At 59.9% G+C, this 19,976-nt stretch carries 18 protein-coding genes and 1 pseudogene; 10 read left to right on the forward strand and 9 right to left on the reverse strand.

Features of this window, described 5'->3' with window-relative positions; translation table 11 throughout:
* The first annotated feature begins 1,216 nt into the window (after positions 1-1,216).
* The 6 genes and pseudogenes from SMD27_RS01900 to SMD27_RS01925 all read left to right on the forward strand — a co-directional run bounded on the left by SMD27_RS01900 (position 1,217) and on the right by SMD27_RS01925 (position 7,154).
* A pseudogene (locus tag SMD27_RS01900) lies at positions 1,217-2,253 on the forward strand (autotransporter outer membrane beta-barrel domain-containing protein).
* A 162-nt stretch (positions 2,254-2,415) separates the two neighbouring features.
* Positions 2,416-4,458 (forward strand): FUSC family protein, encoded by a 2,043-nt coding sequence (locus SMD27_RS01905; protein ID WP_320506646.1) that lies wholly within the window; start codon positions 2,416-2,418, stop codon positions 4,456-4,458.
* Positions 4,455-4,658: a DUF1656 domain-containing protein gene (locus SMD27_RS01910; protein WP_320506647.1), complete on the forward strand. Its 204-nt coding sequence runs from the start codon at positions 4,455-4,457 to the stop codon at positions 4,656-4,658. The genes SMD27_RS01905 and SMD27_RS01910 overlap by 4 nt, the downstream gene beginning before the upstream one ends.
* 2 nt (positions 4,659-4,660) lie before the next feature.
* Positions 4,661-5,536, forward strand: a complete 876-nt coding sequence (locus SMD27_RS01915; protein WP_320506648.1) for an HlyD family secretion protein — start codon at positions 4,661-4,663, stop codon at positions 5,534-5,536.
* A 17-nt stretch (positions 5,537-5,553) separates the two neighbouring features.
* Positions 5,554-6,129, forward strand: a complete 576-nt coding sequence (locus SMD27_RS01920) for an NADPH-dependent FMN reductase (protein WP_320506649.1) — start codon at positions 5,554-5,556, stop codon at positions 6,127-6,129.
* 83 nt (positions 6,130-6,212) lie between these two features.
* The gene (locus SMD27_RS01925) at positions 6,213-7,154 is read left to right on the forward strand and encodes a protein-methionine-sulfoxide reductase heme-binding subunit MsrQ (protein WP_320506650.1); all 942 of its coding nucleotides are present in this window, start codon (positions 6,213-6,215) and stop codon (positions 7,152-7,154) included.
* A gap of 9 nt (positions 7,155-7,163) precedes the next feature.
* On the opposite strand, the gene SMD27_RS01930 is transcribed toward SMD27_RS01925, so the two are convergent.
* On the reverse strand, positions 7,164-8,051 hold the full coding sequence (locus SMD27_RS01930; protein WP_320506651.1) for a TauD/TfdA dioxygenase family protein: 888 nt from the start codon (positions 8,049-8,051) through the stop codon (positions 7,164-7,166).
* 155 nt (positions 8,052-8,206) lie between these two features.
* On the opposite strand from SMD27_RS01930, the gene SMD27_RS01935 reads away from it, so the two are divergent.
* On the forward strand, positions 8,207-9,172 hold the full coding sequence (locus SMD27_RS01935; RefSeq protein WP_320506652.1) for a PDR/VanB family oxidoreductase: 966 nt from the start codon (positions 8,207-8,209) through the stop codon (positions 9,170-9,172).
* Positions 9,173-9,301: 129 nt separating this feature from the next.
* On the forward strand, positions 9,302-9,814 hold the full coding sequence (gene dps / locus SMD27_RS01940) for a DNA starvation/stationary phase protection protein Dps (protein ID WP_320506653.1): 513 nt from the start codon (positions 9,302-9,304) through the stop codon (positions 9,812-9,814).
* Positions 9,815-9,862: 48 nt separating this feature from the next.
* Here the strand turns inward: dps and SMD27_RS01945 are convergent, their stop codons facing one another.
* The 6 genes from SMD27_RS01945 to SMD27_RS01970 all read right to left on the reverse strand — a co-directional run bounded on the left by SMD27_RS01945 (position 9,863) and on the right by SMD27_RS01970 (position 15,817).
* Positions 9,863-10,327, reverse strand: coding sequence for a cupin domain-containing protein (locus tag SMD27_RS01945; RefSeq protein WP_320506654.1), 465 nt, complete (start codon positions 10,325-10,327; stop codon positions 9,863-9,865).
* Complete coding sequence (locus tag SMD27_RS01950; RefSeq protein ID WP_320506655.1) at positions 10,296-11,357, reverse strand: ABC transporter ATP-binding protein; 1,062 nt, start codon at positions 11,355-11,357, stop codon at positions 10,296-10,298. The genes SMD27_RS01945 and SMD27_RS01950 overlap by 32 nt, the downstream gene beginning before the upstream one ends.
* A gap of 1 nt (position 11,358) precedes the next feature.
* The gene (locus tag SMD27_RS01955; protein WP_320506656.1) at positions 11,359-12,357 is read right to left on the reverse strand and encodes an ABC transporter ATP-binding protein; all 999 of its coding nucleotides are present in this window, start codon (positions 12,355-12,357) and stop codon (positions 11,359-11,361) included.
* Positions 12,354-13,229 (reverse strand): ABC transporter permease, encoded by an 876-nt coding sequence (locus tag SMD27_RS01960; RefSeq protein WP_320506657.1) that lies wholly within the window; start codon positions 13,227-13,229, stop codon positions 12,354-12,356. The genes SMD27_RS01955 and SMD27_RS01960 overlap by 4 nt, the downstream gene beginning before the upstream one ends.
* Before the next feature lie 2 nt (positions 13,230-13,231).
* Positions 13,232-14,176 carry an ABC transporter permease gene (locus tag SMD27_RS01965; RefSeq protein WP_320506658.1) on the reverse strand — a complete coding sequence of 315 codons (945 nt, stop codon included), beginning with the start codon at positions 14,174-14,176 and terminating at the stop codon, positions 13,232-13,234.
* An 81-nt stretch (positions 14,177-14,257) separates the two neighbouring features.
* On the reverse strand, positions 14,258-15,817 hold the full coding sequence (locus SMD27_RS01970; RefSeq protein WP_320506659.1) for an ABC transporter substrate-binding protein: 1,560 nt from the start codon (positions 15,815-15,817) through the stop codon (positions 14,258-14,260).
* A 266-nt stretch (positions 15,818-16,083) separates the two neighbouring features.
* Between SMD27_RS01970 and SMD27_RS01975 the strand changes: the two genes are divergently transcribed.
* Positions 16,084-17,607 (forward strand): carboxypeptidase M32, encoded by a 1,524-nt coding sequence (locus SMD27_RS01975; RefSeq protein ID WP_320506660.1) that lies wholly within the window; start codon positions 16,084-16,086, stop codon positions 17,605-17,607.
* Between the two features lie 96 nt (positions 17,608-17,703).
* Complete coding sequence (locus SMD27_RS01980) at positions 17,704-18,096, forward strand: hypothetical protein (protein ID WP_320506661.1); 393 nt, start codon at positions 17,704-17,706, stop codon at positions 18,094-18,096.
* Between the two features lie 151 nt (positions 18,097-18,247).
* On the opposite strand, the gene SMD27_RS01985 is transcribed toward SMD27_RS01980, so the two are convergent.
* Positions 18,248-18,973: a GntR family transcriptional regulator gene (locus SMD27_RS01985; protein ID WP_320506662.1), complete on the reverse strand. Its 726-nt coding sequence runs from the start codon at positions 18,971-18,973 to the stop codon at positions 18,248-18,250.
* A gap of 298 nt (positions 18,974-19,271) precedes the next feature.
* Entirely contained in the window at positions 19,272-19,871 is a 600-nt protein-coding gene (locus SMD27_RS01990) for an urea carboxylase-associated family protein (protein WP_320506663.1), read from the reverse strand.
* Positions 19,872-19,976 lie beyond the last annotated feature (105 nt).

Below are 19,976 nucleotides of genomic sequence, written 5' to 3' on the forward strand. Positions count from 1 at the left end.
CGGCACGGTCGTCAATTACGGCACCATTTCCGGCAACTTCATCGCAGGTGCTGAAGACGGCGATGGCGATGGCGTCGATATTGACGGCGAGATGGGTGCCAATGACGTCACTGTCAAAAACTACGGACTTATTGAAGCAAAAGGGGCCACCGGCGTTCATGACGGAAACCCCACCGACATCAATATCGCCGATGGCGTCGCTTTCGGCGGCGGCAACCTTTACAATGCCGCCGGGGCCGTCATCCGCAGCGCCCAGCGCGGCGTGTTCGTCGATGACAGCAACGGCGGTGCTGCTTTCGGCGTGACGAAGATTACGAATCTCGGCACGATCGAAGCCGGCACAGATGGCATCACGCTGGTCGGTTCCCTGGATGATACCATTATCAATGGCGGGCTCATCACTGCCGGCAGCGGCATGGCCATCGATATGGGCGGGGGCAACGACACGCTCGAGATCATCGCCGGCTCACGCATCGTCGGCTCGGTCGATGGTGGCGACGATACCGATACCGTCATCCTCGAAGGCGGAAACGGTACCTTCGACGCACCGCTCAATTTCGAAGTGCTCGAAGCGAAAAGCGGCACCTGGACACTGAACGGCGCGCAGAGCTACAGCAACGGTATGACGGTCGATGATACGGCCACCCTCGTCGCGACCGGCCCGCTCACTGGCGATCTGACCGTCAAGGACGGCGGCAGCTTCGGCCAGGGCGGCACGACGGCAGCGGGCTCTACGCTCGATGTCGACGGCAATGTGACTTTCGACAGCGGCGCCACCTATAAAGCACGCATCAGTGCGGCCGGTGACAGCGATCTTCTGCACACCACCGGCGCCGCCAATCTCGACGGCCATCTCGTCCTGTCCACCGCGGGCGGCGTCAAGGTTGGCGGTACTTATACCATCGTCGCCGCGGATGGCGGTATCACAGGCGATTTCGCCGATGTTACCTCCAGTGCGCCGCGCCTGAAATTCACGATGACGCCGAACGGCAACAACAGCCTCGAGGTCCAGGCCGAACTCAGCGGCGTGACCTTCGATGACCTGTCGGATGGCGGCCATAACCAGCAGGAGGTTGCTGATGCTCTCGACAAAGCATCGGATGCCGGCGTCGATGCACCGCTACTCGCTACACTGAACGGTCTCGACGCACATTCGCTATCCAAAGCCATGGACAGCCTGACCGGCGAATCGCATTCGTCCTTGACCAATGTCTCGATGGAAACCGCCGGCCAGTTCGGCCAAGCGATCAGCGGCCGGATCGGTACGGTACGCTCTGGCAATCCGCAGACGGCCTCGCTGGCCAATTCCTTCACCGGGCTGCAACTCGCCGCCCGTAATCTCGGCAGCGATTTGGACAGTGAACTGGCTGCCCTGCCGGTCTCGGTGGCAGATGCTTCGGGCAATGCTCATCCGGCCATCAGCAATGATTTCTGGTTGCGCGGCTATGGCACGTTCGGCAGTCAGGACGGCGATTCAAATACCGCAGGCTACAATTATTCGACCGGTGGCATCGCCGCCGGCTACGATCATCACCTGACCGAGAACCTGCTAGGCGGCATCAGTATCGGCTATTCCCGGACGACCGCCAATTTCGACGACAGCAGCGACGATGCCAAGATCGATTCTTACGACATCGGCCTCTATAGCAGCTACGATACCGGTTCCTTCTATGTGGACGGCATCGTCAATTACAGCTATCTGCGCAACAAGGCGGACCGCGATATCGTATTGGGCGCTACCACGGATCATGCGAAATCCGATTACAGCGGCAACCGCATCTTGCTTACGGCGAAGCGGGTTACGTCCTGAGACTGGGCGAGGCTTCGCTGCAGCCCCTGGCCTCGCTGCAATATACCTGGCTGCGCCAGGATAGTTTCAAGGAACATGGCGCCGGCGGTGCCGATCTGGCGGCCGATGCCTCGACCATGAACAGCCTGAAGAGTGGTCTCGGCTTGCGCATCTCGCAGCAGTTCCAGACCGGCGAGCATACGTTCTTCGTGCCGGAACTGCGGGCCCGCTGGATGCATGAGTTCCTCGATACGCAATCCAGCATCAGTACGGAACTGTCCGGCCTGACCGGCAGCGATTTCACCGTCAAGGGTATCGACAGCGCGCGAAATGGTGCACTTGTCGGCGCTGGCTTCACGTCGGATATCTCCGGTGCTGTGGCTATGATGGCGGACTACGACGCCTTCGTCAGTGCCGACCAGACGGTTCACAACATCTCCGGCGGCTTCAAGATCAAGTGGTAAGCCAGGTGAACCTATCCAGCCGGTTACGAGCGTAGCCAGAAAATGACGTAAGTTGATGGCCGGGACGAACTTCCATCGTTTCGGCCATCGCTTTTGTTATCGCCATAACCCGTGATAGGGTACCGTTCCTGACCGACATATCCCAGGAAGGCCTCCGGAAGCATGCCGATCGGCTTCAGAGAAATCATCTTTTCCCTGAAGAGTTTTGCTGGCGCGATGCTGGCAATGTCGATCTCCTTCCTGCTCGATCTCGAAAAACCCTCCTGGGCATTGCTCACCGCCTATATCGTCGCCCAGCCTTTTGCGGGGATGACGCAATCGAAGGCGCTCTACCGCGTTCTCGGCACGGTCGTCGGCGGTGCCTTTGCCGTCATTGCCCTCGGCAACCTGTCATCAGCATCAGCCTTGCTGTCTCTCGTCCTGGCCCTGTGGCTCGGTCTTTGCGTGTACTTCTCGCTGCTTGACCGCACTGCGCGGAGCTATAGCTTCATGCTGGCTGGCTATACCGCGGCAATTATCTGCTTTCCCGCCGTCGATACGCCCGATGCGATCTTCGATATCGCCGTTGCCCGATGCGAGGAAATCATTATCGGCATCCTCTGCGGCCTCGTCGCCAATCAGCTGTTTTTCCCCTTAAGCGCCGGTACCGCTTTGCAACGCCGAATCGACAGTTGGCTGGAGGATGCCAAACGATCCATCGTCAACGTCCTGCTGCAACATAGCACCGAGGAAGCGGCATTGGCCGACCAGCATCGGTTGCTCAGCGATTCGCTGGCCCTCAATACACTGCGGGAGCATGCGGTTTTCGACACGCCGGCTTTACGCAACACCCAAACCTGGATCTTTGAATTGCAACGCCGCATGCATGGCTTAATGGCTGTGCTGGTCTCGATCGAGGACCGTCTCGCCCTGCTGCGCCGGGAACAACCGGCATTGATCACGCCACACCTCTCCCTGTTTGAACGGGCTGCCGCCTATGTCAGGCAAGCAGCGGGCGATGACGATGTCGCATTGCGGGAAGGATTGCGAGCCGATATCGAGCGAGCGATGCCAGCCGATCGGGCGGTAACCCAGGATCACCATCTCCTGCTTCTGGCAACCGTGATTGCACGGCTGAAAGATCTGCTGCGCTTCTGGGACGATTGCCGCCATCTGAGGCAATTGGTGGCGGAGCATCGCCGCGCACCGACACCGCCGGTCCCTCTCGCCGTGCATCGCGATCACATGATGGCACTGCTCGGCGGTGCCGGGGCCTGTGTCGCAATTCTCCTATGCAATACCTTCTGGGTTTTCAGCGCCTGGCCAAGCGGTTCTGGCGCCGTCATCCAGGCGGGTGTGATGTGCGCGTTGTTCGCCGCATCCGACAATCCGGGCGATCTTGCCGTGAAATTTCTGAAAGGGACCCTCATCGGCATCCTGATCGCCGGCATCTTTGTTCTCGGCATCCTGCCGGCGATTTCCGGCCTGCCATTGCTGATCGCCAGCATGGCGATGTTTTACTTGCCGATCGGCACGATGCTGGCCGTCCCCAGTTTGGCGCCCGGCGCCCTGCCCGTCGTGCTCGGCTTTACCACGTCGATCACCATCCAGAACAACTATACATTCGCCTTCGACGACTTCCTCAATGGCGCCATCGCCACGATCATCGGCACCGGTGCTGGCGCCCTGCTTTTGCGCATCTTCCGCTCCGCCGGCAGCGATGTGATTCTTCTCCGCCTGATCGCCGCGATCCGCCGCGACTTGGCCCATGCGGCCATTGGCGACAGCGACCTCGATCTCAATACCTTCGAAGCTCAAATGTTCGACCGGCTGAACACCTTGGTCACGCGCCGTCGCCCCGAGAATGCACAGATCGAGTCCATTCGCGGTGGTCTTGCTGCTTTGCGCCTTGGCCTGAATCTGTTTCTGCTGAATTCCGCCGAGCCGGACCTGCCGCCGAGCGCCAAGCAATCGATCCGGCGGGCACGCGCCGAACTGGCCAAATTGTTCCGTGGAAGCTATGGCAAATCCGCACAGTTGGATAGCAGCCGCCAGGCCCTGGGACTTGCCATCGACGACATCTCCCGCGATAGCTTGACACCGCCGGCAATGCAGGCGGTCATGGCGTTGGGCGGTATTCGGCAGTTGCTGGAAAGCCATTCTGCTTTCTTCTGCAGGCAGCCTGCAATGGACTTAGCGACAAAACAGGAAGTTATGGCAGCATGACCAAGGAGATCGATATCGGCGGCGTCTTCATCACGCCTTTCCTCGCCTGGGCCATATTGGCATTGCTGGCCAATACGCTGCTGGGCCGGCTGCTGGAGCGGGTCGGATTCTATCGCTTGATCTGGCATCGCAACCTGTTCGATGCCGCGACCTTCGTCATCTTCTTCGCCGCGATCACCTTCCTGATGTCGCGGAGATAAAGATGCGCCTCCTTCTCCTGCTGCGGCTGCTGACGACGTTGATCATCCTGTTGATAGCCGTTGCCTGCGGCTGGTATCTCTGGGATTATTACATGAGGGAGCCCTGGACCCGCGACAGCCGCGTGCGGGTGGAAATCATTCAGATCGCGCCGGACGTCTCGGGCCTCGTCACCGATGTCAGGGTCACCGACAATCAGACCGTGCGGGCCGGCGATGTTCTTTTCGTGATCGATCGCGACCGCTACCAATTGGCCTTGAACCAGGCGCAGGCGACCCTTGAAAGCCGCAAGGCATCGCTGGCCCAGGCCCAGCGCGATCTCAATCGCGTATCCAAATTGAGCACTGTGTCGATTTCCGTTGCTCAGCGCGAGCAATATGAATCGGCTCTCGAGGTTGCCGAGGCGAATAGGCGCGAAGCGGAGGCAGCATTGGATGTCGCCAAATTGAATTTGGTCCGCACGGAAGTTCACGCACCGGCCAATGGTTATATCACCAATCTCTTGCTGCGGCGGGGCGATTACGTCAATGCCGGTACGGCCGTCATGGCACTGACAGACAGCTCGACCTACTATATCAGCGGATATTTCGAGGAGACCAAGTTGCCGCGCATCCAGGTCGGCGACCGGGCGTCGATCCGATTGATGGGAATCAACCAGCCCTTGGAAGGCCATGTCTCCGGCATCGCCAGCGGCATTGTCGATCGAGAGCGCACCACGAGCCCCAATTTGTTGGCCAATGTCAATCCGACGTTCAACTGGGTCAGGTTAGCCCAGCGTGTTCCCGTGCGCATCGAAATCGATCACGTACCCGACGGCGTAAAATTAGTTGCCGGCCAGACGGCAACTGTGGTGATCCTACCACCTGAGAAGAATGATTGAATGAAAGGAGAGCAGAGATGAGTGACACGACCGTCAAGGTGCTTGGAATATGTGGCAGCCTGCGCGATAAATCATTCAACAAGGCGACCTTACAAGCCGCGATCGAGCTGGCGCCAAGCGACATACGCATCGAGACGGCGACGATCGGCGATATTCCGCTTTATAATGCAGACATCCAGGCAAAGGGCTTTCCAGCCTCGGTTGAGGCGCTGGGCGCCAAAGTCCAGGCGGCCGATGCGCTGCTTCTCGTCACGCCCGAATACAATTATTCAGTTCCCGGTGTCCTGAAGAACGCCATCGACTGGGTGTCGCGCCTGCCGAGCCAGCCTTTCGCTGGTAAAGGCGTCGCCATTATGGGTGCCAGCCCCAGCATGTTGGGAACCGCACGCGCGCAATATCATCTGCGCCAGATCTGTGTCTTCCTCGATATGCATCCGCTCAACAGGCCGGAGGTGATGATCGCCCATGCGACGACGAAATTCGACGAAGCCGGCAAATTGCGGGATGCGACGGCGCGCGAGCTGATCGGCAAGCTGCTGGTCGATCTCGGCGCGTGGAGCCGGCTGTTGCAGACAAGGACGCGAGGAGCTTAAAGCGCCTGGCCGTAACCTGGTGGAACGTCGGCACGAATGAGGTACGAAGGACGGCTTCTCGTCCGTTCGCAGAGGCGTTGTGCATGTTGCCCTGGTACGATCGCAATCGGCAGTTTTCCGGGTTCAAAGCGTCTATTTTCGGCGGTATTTTGCTGCCGGGATTGTGGATCGGCGTCGCTTGGGCCTTGGGGCGGTACGATGCCGCATCCAGCACAGTCGCTGCCGCACCCGCCCTGCCAGCCATCAATGCCTCGGCCGGCGCTTTGCCGCTGGGAGCGATGCCTGTCACCGAAGCCCTCCACCAGATCGGCTTATGGGCGGTGCGCTTTCTGCTGCTGTCACTTGCGGTGACACCCTTCCGGCGGATCGGCCAGTGGCCGCGCTTGATCCAGGTGCGCCGTATGCTGGGCGTCGCGGCTTTCAGCTATGCCGCCATACATTTGTTTCTTTACATCGTGCAACAACATTATCGGCTGGTCTTCGTGGCCAGTGAGATTGCCTCGCGGATCTATCTGACAATCGGCTTTGCAGCTCTGCTCGGCCTTTGCACGCTGGCCGCGACATCAACCGACAGCGCGCTACGCCGCCTGGGCGGTCGGACTTGGCAGCGTTTGCACTATCTCGTCTATCCAATCACGGTCCCGGCGCTGGTGCATTTCTTTCTGCAGTCGAAAGTCAACGTCACCGAGCCGGTCTTGATGAGCGGCTTCTTCATCTGGCTGATGTCGTACCGCCTCGCCTACCGGCTGAACGGAGATCGCGCACTCTCCCTCTGGCATTTACTGGGCCTGGCAGTATGGGCAGGGCTGCTCACGGCTTTCGGCGAGAGCGCCTGGTACCAGTTCATGACCGGGCTTGGCGGCAAGCGCATTCTGCTCGCCAATCTCAGCTTCGCCCATCACATCCGGCCGAGCTGGTGGGTACTGGCCGCCGGATCGGCAATGATGGGCCTGAAACTGATTGCCGACCGCGTCTGGGCCGGAAAAAAGCGGCGCAGACTGAGTCCCGCCGCTTCGCCAACCTGACCGTGCAGGCTATGCCGCGACGGCCGATCCAGTATTTTGACCAGCAGCGACCGGCACTTCACCCATCGTGGTCGTCCGATAGAGCAAGCGGCGGTGGCCATCATAATCGTTTACCGCCAGATGCAAGGTGGAGCGATTATCCCACATCGCCAAAGTGCCGGGCCGCCAACGCAGCCGGCAGGTGAAATCCGCCCGTATGCTGTGCTGGTAGAGATAATCGAGCAGCGGCTTCGATTCCGCGACGGTCATGTTCTCGAAACGCTGGGTATAGACCGGGTTGACGAACAGCGCCTTGCGGCCCGTCACCGGATGGCGGCGCACCACCGGATGGGCCGTCTCGCGGTCCGCCGAGGGGTCATTGCGCACCATCTTGATCGAGCGGCTGACCGGCACATCGGGCGATGGCCCCGTCGTTCCATGCGGCCAACCGGTGTGAATGGCCCGCAGCGGATCGAGCAAGCGCTGCAGCCCCTCGGACAAGGTCTCATAAGCGAGATACTGGCTCGACCAGATCGTGTCGCCGCCCAGTTCCGGCAATTCGATGGCATAAAGCAGGGTCGCGGCCGGCGGCTGGGGCAGAAACGAAAAGTCGCTGTGCCAAGTCCCGCCGAAGGTGGAAATCTTGCGCTCGTCGGCCTCCTTGAGGACGGCGATGATGTCTGGATGACTTTCCATGCCGTTGACATAGGGCACGCGGAGGACGGTGCCAAAACGACGCGTGGCCTCTAAAAGGTCGTCCGGCGTCAAGTCCTGGTCCCGGATGAAGAGTACGGAATGGTCGGCAAAGGCGCGGTTGATCGTCGCGATGGCGGCCGCATCGGCCTTGCGAAGATCGATCCCGCTAACCTCGGCACCTAAATTCGGCGTGACCGGCTTGATCTGGAGTTCCTGACCCATGAATCTGCGCCCTCTCCAAGTTGTCCGTAGGATTTTGCTGCCAGATTATGCCGACTTGTCGGAGATTGGTCCATCCGTCGCTCTTTCGCATCGACGGGAAGTCCACAAGGTCCTATATCGAAGTTCAGTGTCAGTCATAAAACCATAAGACGCATATGGATATTATAAAGGTTCGTGTCGCCCGTATCTGGCAGGAAGCCGGGGGCATCAAGGGTTTCGAATTGGTCAGCCAGGATGGTCAGATATTGCCCGCCTTCACGGCCGGGGCCCATATCGGCGTCCATCTGCCAAACGGGGTGATCCGTCACTATTCGATGTGCAACGATCCGGAAGAGGGCAACCGCTACGAGCTGGGCGTGCTGAAATCGCTCGACAGCCGCGGCGGATCCAATTTCATGCATGACCAGGTCAAGGAGGGCGACCTGCTGAAAATCGATGCACCCCGTAATAATTTCCAACTCAAGCTGGATGCCGAGACCTATATCCTCATTGCCGGCGGCATCGGGATCACGCCCCTGCTGTCCATGGCCCGCGCCTTGAACCGGGCGGGACGGCCCTATCGGCTTTATTATTGCACCCGCACTGCCGAGATGACCGCCTATCGCGACTTGCTGGCGCAGTCGGAGTTTGCCGGAAAGGTCGAGTTCGTGCATGACGGCGGCGATCCCCAAAAGGGGCTAGACCTTGCCGCGCTCTTGCGCGAAATCCGCACCAATGGCCGGATTTACTGCTGCGGCCCGGGCGGGTTGATGGCGGCGGTCAAGGCCGCGACGGCGCATTGGCCGAGCGACCGAGTGCATTTCGAAGCCTTCAGCGCGTCGCCCGAATTGCGTCCTGCCGAGGCCGGTCCCGATCAGGCGTTCGAGGTCGAGCTTGCGAGCTCCGGCAAGGTCCTGAACGTGGGAGCCGATGAAAGCCTGCTCAACGTCCTGCGGGATAATGGGATTTTTATTCCCAGCGCCTGCGAGGAAGGCATTTGTGGCACCTGCATCGTCAATGTCCTGGAAGGTGAGCCGGATCATCGCGATCAAATCCTCACGGATGAAGAGCGATCTGCCAATAACTGTATAACCGTCTGCTGTTCGCGGGCAAAGACCGCCCGGCTGAAGCTCGATCTGTGACGAGGCGTCGCGCACCAGTAGATTATCGCGCGGGCATTACGACGAAGGATTGACGTCAGCCCGACGAGCAGGGAACATATCGCCCTCCCCTGCCGACCGGTCGCGGGTTTCCCTTGCCGAGCTAATAAGATGGAGAAGGCCACTATGTATCGCACGAAGAATACCTTGTCAGAAAATGTCCGGGCAAAATCGGTTGCCCTGCTGAACGAGCATCTTGCGGCTGCCATCGACCTGCATCAGCAGACCAAGCAGGCGCATTGGAACGTACGTGGCGAGAATTTCATCGGCATCCATGAGCTGTTCGATCGAGTCGCCGGCGAGCTGGTGGGCTTTTATGACATGATTGCGGAACGGACCGGCGCGCTGGGCGGTACGGCCGAAGGCGGTGTCCAGACTGCCGCCAAAAAATCCTTCCTGAAGCCCTATCCTCTGGGCATCGCCGACAGCGCTGCGCATATCGATGCCTTGACGACCGCGCTGGCAGAATTCGGCAAATCTGCCCGCAAGGCGATCGACGACAGTGCCGGTTTCGGCGATGCCGACACGGCCGATCTGTTCACGGAGATTTCCCGCGGCATCGACCAGCAGATTTGGCTGATCGAATCCCATCTGTCGCCGGCCCCGGCGAAGAGCAAGAAGTAAGAGCTCGGCGGCGCGGCTTCGGCCGCGCCGCCTCACCTGCCGACATCTTCATCCCTTGTGGATCGGATCAATCCACAAGACCTCTTCGGGCTTTTCCACCGGCTCGATATCCAGGTTCACCACAACCGCTTCCCCGTCACTGCGCACGAGCACACATTCCAGCACTTCTTCGCGGCTGGCATTGATTTCCTGGTGCGGCACATAAGGCGGTACGTAGATGAAATCGCGGGGCCCCGCTTCGGCGGTGAATTCCAGATTCTCGCCCCAGCGCATGCGGGCCTTGCCCCGCACGACATAGATCACGCTTTCCAGCGCGCCATGATGATGCGCGCCGGTTTTCGCATTGGCATGAATGGTAACGGTACCGGCCCAGAGTTTCTGCGCGCCGACACGGGCATAGTTGATCGCAGCCTTGCGATCCATCCCCGGCGTCTGGGCCGTATTGCCGTCCAGCGCATTGCCGGGCATGACCCGCACGCCGTCATGCTTCCACTTCGCCCCTGCTTCGGTCATCGCGGCTGCTCCCTTCGTCGTTCACAGCCATGATAACATCTTGCGGCGCAGCGTGGCAGGCCGTCGTCTCGGGGTAGAAGCAGGCCACGTCGGCACCCGGCACGGCCTGGCCCAGCAGTGGGATTTCCCGGCCACAGCGCGGCTGGGCCTTCGGACAGCGGGTGTGGAAATCGCATCCGCCGGGGCGCTGCGCCAGGCTGGGCACTTCGCCGGTCAGTTGGATATCGGTGCGCCGCCGCCGGGGATCGGGATAAGGCTGCGCCGAGAACAAACCATGGGCGTAGGGATGCTGTGCGTGGCGGGCCACGTCCGCAGCCGAACCGATTTCAACGATGCGGCCAAGATACATGATTGCCAGCTGATCGCAGAAATGCTGCGCCACAGAGAGATTATGGGTGATGAACAGCAGCGCGCAGCCTGTGTCTTGCTGCACCCGATGCAGCAGGTTCAGCAATTCGCCCTGCACAGAAACGTCGAGTCCGGCGGTCGGTTCGTCCGCGATGATGAGTTTCGGCTGCAAAGCCAGCGCCCGTGCCACACCGACACGGCGCGCCTGTCCGCCGGAGAGCTGGTGCGGATAACGGCTGCGCAACGACGCCGGCAGGCCCACGGTCGAGAGCAGACGATCGACCTCTGCGTCGATCTTGCCGGCTGGCCAGTTGCGGATCTTGAGCGCTTCGGCGATCAGCGAGCGCACCCGGAGGCGCGGGCTGAGGCTGGAGATCGGATCCTGGAACATCATCGCCGAATGGGCGCGGATTTCCTGCGACCGATCGAGGCCGGGGGCGATCAGGGTTCGGCCGTCAAAGGTGACCGTGCCACTGGCCGTCTTGGTGAGCCCCATGATGGCACGGCCCAAGGTCGATTTGCCCGAGCCGCTTTCGCCGACCAAGCCCAGGGTCGTTCCCGGCGCAATCGACAGCGAGACATTCAACACCGCATCGATGAAAGGATCCTTCTTTCCCTTCACCAAAGCTCGCAGGCTGCCCATGGTGCGGAAACGGACGCGGAGATCCTTGACGTCCAACATGTCAGACCCCTTTCGCCATATGGCAGGCCGCAGCATGATCGGCTTCGACCGGCCGCAAAGGCGGCGATACCTGACGGCAGATATCCGCCGCGAGATTGCAGCGGGCTTGGAAAATACAGCCGGCCGGACGGTCGAACGGTCCCGGCACTTCGCCCGGGATGGCGGGAAAATCCGTCACATGTTCCGGCAGCAAGGCCGGATCGCAGGCCAGCAGCGCCTTGGTATAGGGGTGCTGCGGGTTATGGAAGATGTGATCAACCTCGCCCTGTTCCACTAGGCAGCCGGAATAGAGCACGGCGACGTAATCGCAGATCTCGGCAATGATGCCGAGGTTATGCGACACGAAGACGATGGACGTGTGGAAATCCTGCTGCAGCTTGCGCAGAAGGTGGATGATCTGCGCTTCCATGGTGACGTCGAGCGCCGTCGTCGGTTCGTCGGCGATCAGCAGGCGCGGCTGCCCCAGCAGCGCCATGGCAATGCAGATGCGCTGGCGCATGCCGCCGCTGAATTCATGGGGATATTGCGTCAGGCGCGATTCCGGATCGGGAATGCCGACGCGGCGCAGCATCTCGACCGCCTTGCGCCGCTTCTCCGCCATGCTGACGCCCTGGTCGCGATACTGAATATCGGTCATCAGCGTGCCGATCGACATCGACGGATTGAGCGCCGTCATCGGATCCTGGAAGATCATGGCGATATCGGTCCCGCGAATGGCCCGCAGCTCCCGCTCGCTCATATTCAGGATGTCGCGGCCCTCGAATTTCACTTCGCCGGTGATTTCCGCTGTCTGCCGGCTGATCAGGCCCAAAGCGGCGGAGATCAGGGTCGTCTTGCCGGAGCCGCTTTCACCCACAATGCCGACCACCTTGCCGGCCGGCACGGTGAGGCTGACATCGTTCACCGCAATGGCTTGACCACGCGCGCCGTTGAAACCGACGGAAAGATTTCTAATCTCCAGTACCGGCGCGTTTTTTGCCATCTCCATTTTGCCACTCATGCCCGACGCACCTGCAATTTGGGATCCAACACATCGCGCAGTTTCTCGCCGAGGAGGGTAAAACCGAGCGTCGTCAGCATCAGCGGGATACCGCCGGCAATGACCAGCCAGGGCGTCTGGCGGATCAGGGTATAGCCGTCATTCAGCATTCGGCCCCAGCTCGGCGCCGGCGGCGGCACACCAAGGCCAAGGAAGCTCAGCGCCGCCTCGACGGTGATGACCACGGGAATATCCATGCTGACCAGGATGAAGACCGGCCCGATCACATTCGGCAAGATATGGCGCAGCACGATCTGCAGATGCCCGATATTCATCGACCGTGCCGCCAGGATGTATTCGTGATTGCGCACCGATAAAGTCGACGTGCGGATCAGGCGGGCATAGGTCGGCATGGTGGTGATGGCCACCACCAGAACAACGATAAACTGACTCGAGCCGAACAGCGTGATCGCCGCCAAAGCCAGCATGATATAAGGGAAGGAATAGATGCTATCCAGCAGCAGCATCAGCAGATTGTCGAGCCAGCGCGGTCCGTAGCCTGCGAGCAGGCCGAGCACGATGCCGCAGGAGACGGAAGCGCCGATGGCCAGGATGGAGACCGTCAGCGCCACACGGGTGCCGGCGAGCACGCGCGAGAAGGTATCGCGGCCCAGATTGTCGGTGCCAAACCAATGCGCCGCGCTGGGGCTGGCGAAACGATGGGCCATATCGAGCATGGTAATCTTATAAGGCGCCAGGTATTCGCCGAAGAAGCCCAGGAAAAAGAAGGCAAAGACGATACAGCAAGCGAAGACGGTGACCGGATCCTTGAAGAATTCCGGAATGCGCATGCTTAGCCGCGGGCGCGCGGATTGCGATTGTTCCACTGCCATGATCACAATCCCTTTCGGATCTTCGGATCCAACGCGGCGACCAGCAGATCGGCGATCAGCGTACACATGGTGAAAATGAAGATCGTCGACAGCGTGAGGCCCATCATGACCGGATAGTTCCGGGTATTTACCGCCGCCAGGGCCGATTGGCCGACGCCGGGACGGTTGAAGATGATTTCCGCAAAGACGGCGCTGGAGAGCAGCCCGCCATAGGCCATGCCGAGCAAGGTGATGGTCGGCAGGACGGCGATCTTCAACGCATATTTCAGCGTGATCTTCCATTCCGGCAGGCCGAAGGCGCGGGAGAAACGGATATGGGTCTCGTTGAGCACTTCCAGCATGGTGGCGCGCACCAGCCGCGAGAGATAGCCGACCCAGGCAAAGCCGATGGCGAAAGCCGGCAGGATGAGATGCACGACCTGATCGCCGAAATTCCCGGGTTCGCCGGCACCGATCGCCGGCAGCCAGTTCAAGGTGACGGCAAAAACCAGAAGGGCATAGATGGCCGTGAGAAAGGACGGCGTCGAAATCATCGCGATGGAGAAAATGCCGATGATGCGGTCATCCAGCTTGTTCCGGCGTACCGCCGAATAACAGCCGAGCGGTATGCCGATCAGGGCCGCCCAACCAAGCCCGGTCACTGCCAAGATCATGGTCTTCGGCAGGGTTTCCTTGACGATATCGATGACCGGGCGATTGCTCCAGACATCGACACCGAGATCGCCGCGCAGCAGGCTGCTGAAGAAGTGATAAAGCTGCATATAGATAGGCTGGCCCAGTCCCATGCGGATCCGCAGGGCCTCGCGCATTTCCGGCGTCGCGCGTGGGCCGAGCGCGATCGCGGTGGGGTCACCGGGAATCACATAGGCGATGCAGAACAGTACCGTGACCGACAGCACGCAGACCAGAAGCGCCATACCAAAGCGTTGCAGGGCGTAAAGCCACATCACCGAGCCTCAATTCTTTAAGCGGCAATGGCGGCAGGGCCGATACCCTACCGCCATTACCGGTCTGCCGATAATAGACGCTTAGGCAGCAGCCCCGAAGCGCCAAAGGACCGCTGTGCCATCCGGCTTCAGCGCCGGGGCGACGGAGTTACGATAGATCGCCGCAGTCGCTTCATGAGTCAGGAACAGATAGCTGCCCGACTTTTCCATGATGTCCTGCATCTTCACATACATCTCGCCCCGCTTGGCAGGATCGAGTTCGCGCAGGCCGGATTCATGCAACTGGTCGTATTCCTTGCTGCAGAAACGCTCCCAATCCCAGACACCGACCTGCTTGCAGGTGAACCAGGCGGTCGCCCAGGCCGGATCCGGATTCATCGAGAAGCGGCCGAGCAGCAATTGCAGATCCTTCCAGGAATTGCCGGACTTCTCATCGCCGATGGTCCAGAAAGTACCGGAATCCAACGGTTCCAGGGTCACGTCGACGCCGACATCGGCGAGATTGGCCTGGATGACCTGGGCCGCGGCAACCCATTCCGCTTTGTTCAGGAAGGAGAGCTTCAGCTTCAAGCCTTCGGCGCCCGCGGCCTTCAGTTCTTCGCGCGCCGCATCGGGATCGAAATTGGTCAGATTGGCTTCGCGATGGCCGACCAGGCCGGGCGCGATGATGCCGGTCGCCCGGGTCGCGGCCCCGAAATAGGCGGCATCCAATACCGTATTGACATCGATCGCCTTCTGGATGGCTTCACGGATCTTCGGATCCTTCAGCGCCGGGTTTTCCTGATTCTGGCCGAACCAGACATAGGACAGAGCCGGATGCTCGGTGATCGTCGCATCCTGCATGCCCTTGTCCTTATAGGTCTTGAGCGAGCTGAGGCTGATATCGGTAAAATCTAGATCGCGGGATTCGAAGGCGATTTCCGCCGCCTTTTCGTCTTCGATCGGATAGACCTCGATCTGATCGTAATAGGCCGTTTCGCCGCCGGTATAGTCAGGGTTGCGGACCAGCGTAAGGCGCTGCTTCGGCACCCATTCCTTGATCATATAGGGACCGGAGACGGCCGGCATGGTTGTGGTGAATTTCTGGTCGGGCAACTTTTCCATCGCCGCCTTGCTGACGATCTTGCCCGCCCAGCCCGGCAATGTCGTCGTCCAGAGCGGAGCGAAGGGCTCCTTGAGCACAATGGTGCCGCTCAATTCATCATGCACTTCCACATGATCCAGCGTCGCCCAGTCGTCGATATAGGGAGACTGCACTTTCGGATTGGCGACCCGTTCGAAGCTGTATTTGACATCTTCGGCAGTCAGGGTGCCATAGCCGTTCGACCATTTCAGGCCGGACTTGAGCTTGAAGCGGACATGGGTCGGATCGACCTGCTCGATTTCCTCAGCCGCTTCCTTCTCCCAGCCCCATTCCGTGCCGGTCTTCATGCGGACGAGGCCCAGCAACAGGCTGTCCGTGATAACGGCATCGGCTTGCGCGGTGTTGAAGGCCGGATCGAGATTCTGGATATCCGCATAATTGCGGATTTTCAGCGTCTTGCCTTCGGCCCAGGCGGTCGGCAAACCGACCATGCCAAGACCAATGGTGGCAGCGCTGCCCGCCAGGAAATGGCGTCGCTTCAAATTCAAAGTCTTCATGAAAGTCCCCCAGATAGCGGCCCGCCTGTCAGGCATTACACCCAAAAACTGGCCATGTGTGACACTCGAATTTCAATGGTCCGGGACATTGGTGACTTCGTCCGTCGATTGGAAGCGAAAAAAATGTAATGGCTACTCTGTTATGGAGTTATGGCTAGCTTTCCTATCGCTATGCCGCCACCCGGGATATTTGCATTTTGGCGCAGATAGTTAGGTCGAAGGATTGCAAGCCCTTCGGATAACCGCGATAGATAGTCAACTGTGCAATGTCAGATGATTTCGGCGCCATGTCCGTTACTGCCTATCGCCGGCTAGCCGGCCGTTTTCGCCGTTGGTCGGCCCTGCGGGAGGCGGCCTTTCTCCTGCAATGGGATAGCGAAGTGATGATGCCGGCCGGTGGAGCCTCGGCACGCAGCGAGCAGAACGCCGCGCTCGAACTGGCCGGCCACGGACTCCTCGCTGCGCCGGAAATCGATGACCTGCTGACCGCGGCCGAAGCCGATCGGACCGGACTGGATAACTGGGAAAACGCCAATCTGGCGGAGATGCGCCGGCTACAGATTCATGCAACGGCGCTGGACGCCGATTTGGTGGCGGCCTTGTCCAAAGCCAGTTCGGCTTGCACCGATGCTTGGCATCGGGTGAAAGTCAGCGGCAGCTTCACGGACCTGCGCCCGGTATTCGCCGAGGTCGTGCATCTCAATCGTCTTGCCGCTCAAGCCAAGGCGGAGGAATTCGGCTGTCTGCCTTTCGAGGCGCTGATGGATCAATGGGAGCCTGGGGCGCGGATCGCCGAGATCGACCACCTGTTCGACGATTACGCGGCTTTCGCCCCCGACTTCATTGCCGAAGTCAAAGAACATCAGGCCCATCAAGCACCGGCGATTACGACCGCGGGACCGTTCGATCGGGACCGGCAAAAGGCGCTGGGCGAACGGATCATGGCCGGTCTCGGCTTCGATTTTCGTCACGGCCGTCTTGATACCAGCCTGCATCCTTTCAGCACGGAAACACCGTCGGATGTGCGCATCACGACCGGCTATCAGGATGACGACTTCCTGCTGACGTCTCTGCCGGGAATTCTGCATGAGACCGGCCATGCGCTGTATGAGCAGAACCTGCCTCATGCCTGGCGCTTGCAACCGGTCGGCCGGTCGCGCGGCATGAGCCTGCATGAAAGCCAATCCCTGCTGATCGAGAATCAGCTTTATCGGCATCCGGCTTTCTGCCGCTATCTATCGCCGCTCGCAAACCAGACATTTCCCGGCCACGAAGCAGCTTTCGAGCCGGCGAATATCCATCGCCTGCTGACAAGGATCAACCCTTCCGCGCGTCGCTTCGAAGCGGACGAAGTTACCTATCCCTTGCATGTCATTCTGCGCTACCGGCTGGAGCGCGCCCTGATCGATGGCCAGCTCACCGTTGCCGATCTCCCTGGCGCCTGGAATGACGGTATCAGGGACCTGCTTGGCGTGGAGGTCCGCCATGACGGCGAAGGGTGTCTGCAGGACATCCATTGGTACACGGTCTATTGGGGTTACTTCCCCTGTTATGCGGTCGGCGCGATGATCGCGGCACAGCTTTTCGACGCGGCGTCGCGCGCTTTACCTGATCTGGAACAGGCCATTGCCGTCGGTGATTTTACCGGCCTGCGATCCTGGTTGACCCAGCATATTCACAGTGAAGGCGCCAGCCGGCCCATGGCTGAGATGCTCCGCGACGCCTCTGACCAGGCATTAAATCCCGCATTTTTCCGCCGGCATCTGCGAAGGCAATATCTGAGCACTTAATTCCACACAATAACACTTTTACCTGTGGAGGATTCCGGCAATGCATGCTTTGATGCAAAGGATGCGTCACTCCATGGCCAGAGGAGGGAGACTTCGATGAAGAAGACTATCCTGATGCTTGGACTAGCAGCATTGATCCTGCCGGCCACGGCGCAAGCCGAACCGTTGCGCGGCTATAATTTCATCAACGTCGTCCAACGCAACACGCTGAGCGGCACAAACGCCGATGGCGTCCGCTTCAACACCTATTTCCTGCCGGGCGGCATGGCGACTTACCAGGATGCCAATGGCGTCACTGATCACGGCACCTGGATGCTGGATAAAGAGGGCGATGTCTGCGTCACCTGGTCGAAGATGCTGGCCGGCAAGCAAAACTGTTATCAGGTCTCGATCGACAAATCGGCGGTGATCTGGAGCAATAAGGACGGCTCGCTGCATGGCAGCTTGCTTGGCGCGGTAGAACCACTGGAGATGAAGGCGGGCCAATAGCTGCCGGTAGGGACCGACCGCCTTGTCCCTGTAATGTCGGCGTGGTCGAGAATTACTGTGTCGCCGGCTCACACCCTTCCATGACCAGCAATTGGCCATATCAACACGACCTGTTGCCATGTCGCCGCTGCTTGGCAACCGAGACCCTTTGTCAGGGGTTATCTTCTTCCAATGTGGCGCGGGTGAATTCCTGGATGTAGTCGACCAGGGCATCGGATTTGGCAGCGGCGGCGTCGCCATCACCGCCGGCTATGGCTTCTGCCAAGCCGGCGTGCAGCCCGGCGCAACGCGGCAGGTCCAATGCTTGTTTATAATGCTGATACCAGAAGCGCCGTGAGAGACCTGACATCAGCCGGATCGCCTTCTGCGCATATTCATTGCGGCAAGCCCTTGCAACCAGCAGATTGAGCTCCTGATCGAGCCGCATGAAATCGACGTCGTCATTATCGCGCGCCGCCTGTTTCATCTGCTCGGCAAGTTTATAGAAATGCTGGCGTTCCGATGCCGTGCAGCGCAAGGCGGCGTATCGCGCCATCAACCGCTCGACCTCGCGCCGCAGCCGCAACAGTTCAAGCTGGCTCCGCATATCGATAGCGGAGACCAGGATGCCGCGGCGGGGCAGGATCACCACCAAGCCTTCCAATGCGAGACGCTGCAAGGCCTCGCGGATCGGTGTGCGGCCGATATTCAGCATTTGCGTCAGCATCTGTTCAGTCAAAATGCTGCCCGGCGCGATTTCTAAGGTGACGATAAGTTCTTCAAGCCGCTGATAGGCACGATCGACCTGGCTTGCCTGACGATAGGTCATGCCCTCGTCATCGGCCTCAGCCGCTATTGCGCGCATCTTGGCTTGCGGTACGCCTTTCGAGCGAGTCATGCGGTTCCGAATCCTCCTTCTCTCATTAACGCCTTCACCTGCGATGTTGATATATACCGGTGATATATCAAGCCCTCGAGCGGCAGGCAATGGTCACGAAAGGCAAGAAAATGAAAAGGAATGGAGTGACGGAGATGAACCGTCATGGCGGCCGCAAGATCGCCGGCACAAGAGCCGGGGTAGCCGCCTCCAAGCCCAGCGAACCAATCTGTGCCGCCGCATATCGCAGGCCGGACTCTCCAGCACATGCAACAAAAGGCCCGGCAATCTGCCGGGCCTTTTACTTGCCGTGTCGGCCTCAGAGGATAGCGAAATGCGCCTCGGTCGGCATCATGTCGTTGACCGGGATGATATCCTGCGGGCAGGCGGAGAAGACAATGATGAGATCCATCTCGGCGCGCAGGGTGACATACTGGCCGGCGCTGCTGACGGGCGCCTGGAAGGAAAGGGAGCCATCAGCCGCCACGGGGATATTCATAAAGAGATTGAGCGGGCTCGGCGTCTCGGGTGCTTCCACGCCAATCTCCCGCATTGCCAAGGCGAGATTTTCCGTGCAGCTCTCATGATAGCCATGCACGCCCAGCATCTTGTAGCGGTGGCTGTCGCAAGCCGCGATCAGCGTATCGTGGATGCCCGGCGTCGTATCTTCGACGATGGTCAGGATGGGACGGCGATGATTGGTCAACATGGCATCGCCGACGGCGGGGATCACCTTCAGCAGATGCGCGCGGCTATGCTCCATCGACATGAATTCTCGCACATCGGCCGCGTTAAAAGCCCAGGTATCGATTACCTGTTTGCCATGGGTATTGATCACCTTGACGCGCCCGCCCTTCGCCACCCGCGCCGCCTTGCCCTTGCGCGCCGGGATCGTCACCAGTTCTTCCTTGTTCGCCATTCCATCCTCCACAGTCCTTGTTTGAGACGCCCGTCGGGCGGCATTCCGCAAAGAACAAAGCATAGTCGTTCCGCCGCCACAAGGTCACGCACACCCTTAGCGCTT

Origin of the sequence: Dongia soli (genome assembly GCF_034044715.1) — a bacterium.
GTDB lineage: Bacteria > Pseudomonadota > Alphaproteobacteria > Dongiales > Dongiaceae > Dongia_B > Dongia_B soli.

Bases quoted from the DNA above. Each gene is read 5' to 3' on its own strand.
- SMD27_RS01990 (WP_320506663.1), bottom strand. From the start codon at position 19,871: ATGGCGAACAAGGAAGAACTGGTGACGATCCCGGCGCGCAAGGGCAAG.
- SMD27_RS01950 (WP_320506655.1), bottom strand. From the start codon at position 11,357: ATGTTGGACGTCAAGGATCTCCGCGTCCGTTTCCGCACCATGGGCAGC.
- SMD27_RS01920 (WP_320506649.1), top strand. From the start codon at position 5,554: ATGAGTGACACGACCGTCAAGGTGCTTGGAATATGTGGCAGCCTGCGC.
- SMD27_RS01935 (WP_320506652.1), top strand. From the start codon at position 8,207: ATGGATATTATAAAGGTTCGTGTCGCCCGTATCTGGCAGGAAGCCGGG.
- SMD27_RS01930 (WP_320506651.1), bottom strand. From the start codon at position 8,051: ATGGGTCAGGAACTCCAGATCAAGCCGGTCACGCCGAATTTAGGTGCC.
- SMD27_RS01965 (WP_320506658.1), bottom strand. From the start codon at position 14,176: ATGTGGCTTTACGCCCTGCAACGCTTTGGTATGGCGCTTCTGGTCTGC.
- SMD27_RS01980 (WP_320506661.1), top strand. From the start codon at position 17,704: ATGAAGAAGACTATCCTGATGCTTGGACTAGCAGCATTGATCCTGCCG.
- SMD27_RS01945 (WP_320506654.1), bottom strand. From the start codon at position 10,327: ATGACCGAAGCAGGGGCGAAGTGGAAGCATGACGGCGTGCGGGTCATG.
- SMD27_RS01925 (WP_320506650.1), top strand. From the start codon at position 6,213: ATGTTGCCCTGGTACGATCGCAATCGGCAGTTTTCCGGGTTCAAAGCG.
- SMD27_RS01960 (WP_320506657.1), bottom strand. From the start codon at position 13,229: ATGGCAGTGGAACAATCGCAATCCGCGCGCCCGCGGCTAAGCATGCGC.
- SMD27_RS01985 (WP_320506662.1), bottom strand. From the start codon at position 18,973: ATGACTCGCTCGAAAGGCGTACCGCAAGCCAAGATGCGCGCAATAGCG.
- SMD27_RS01910 (WP_320506647.1), top strand. From the start codon at position 4,455: ATGACCAAGGAGATCGATATCGGCGGCGTCTTCATCACGCCTTTCCTC.
- SMD27_RS01915 (WP_320506648.1), top strand. From the start codon at position 4,661: ATGCGCCTCCTTCTCCTGCTGCGGCTGCTGACGACGTTGATCATCCTG.
- SMD27_RS01905 (WP_320506646.1), top strand. From the start codon at position 2,416: ATGCCGATCGGCTTCAGAGAAATCATCTTTTCCCTGAAGAGTTTTGCT.
- SMD27_RS01975 (WP_320506660.1), top strand. From the start codon at position 16,084: ATGTCAGATGATTTCGGCGCCATGTCCGTTACTGCCTATCGCCGGCTA.
- SMD27_RS01970 (WP_320506659.1), bottom strand. From the start codon at position 15,817: ATGAAGACTTTGAATTTGAAGCGACGCCATTTCCTGGCGGGCAGCGCT.
- dps (WP_320506653.1), top strand. From the start codon at position 9,302: ATGGAGAAGGCCACTATGTATCGCACGAAGAATACCTTGTCAGAAAAT.
- SMD27_RS01955 (WP_320506656.1), bottom strand. From the start codon at position 12,357: ATGAGTGGCAAAATGGAGATGGCAAAAAACGCGCCGGTACTGGAGATT.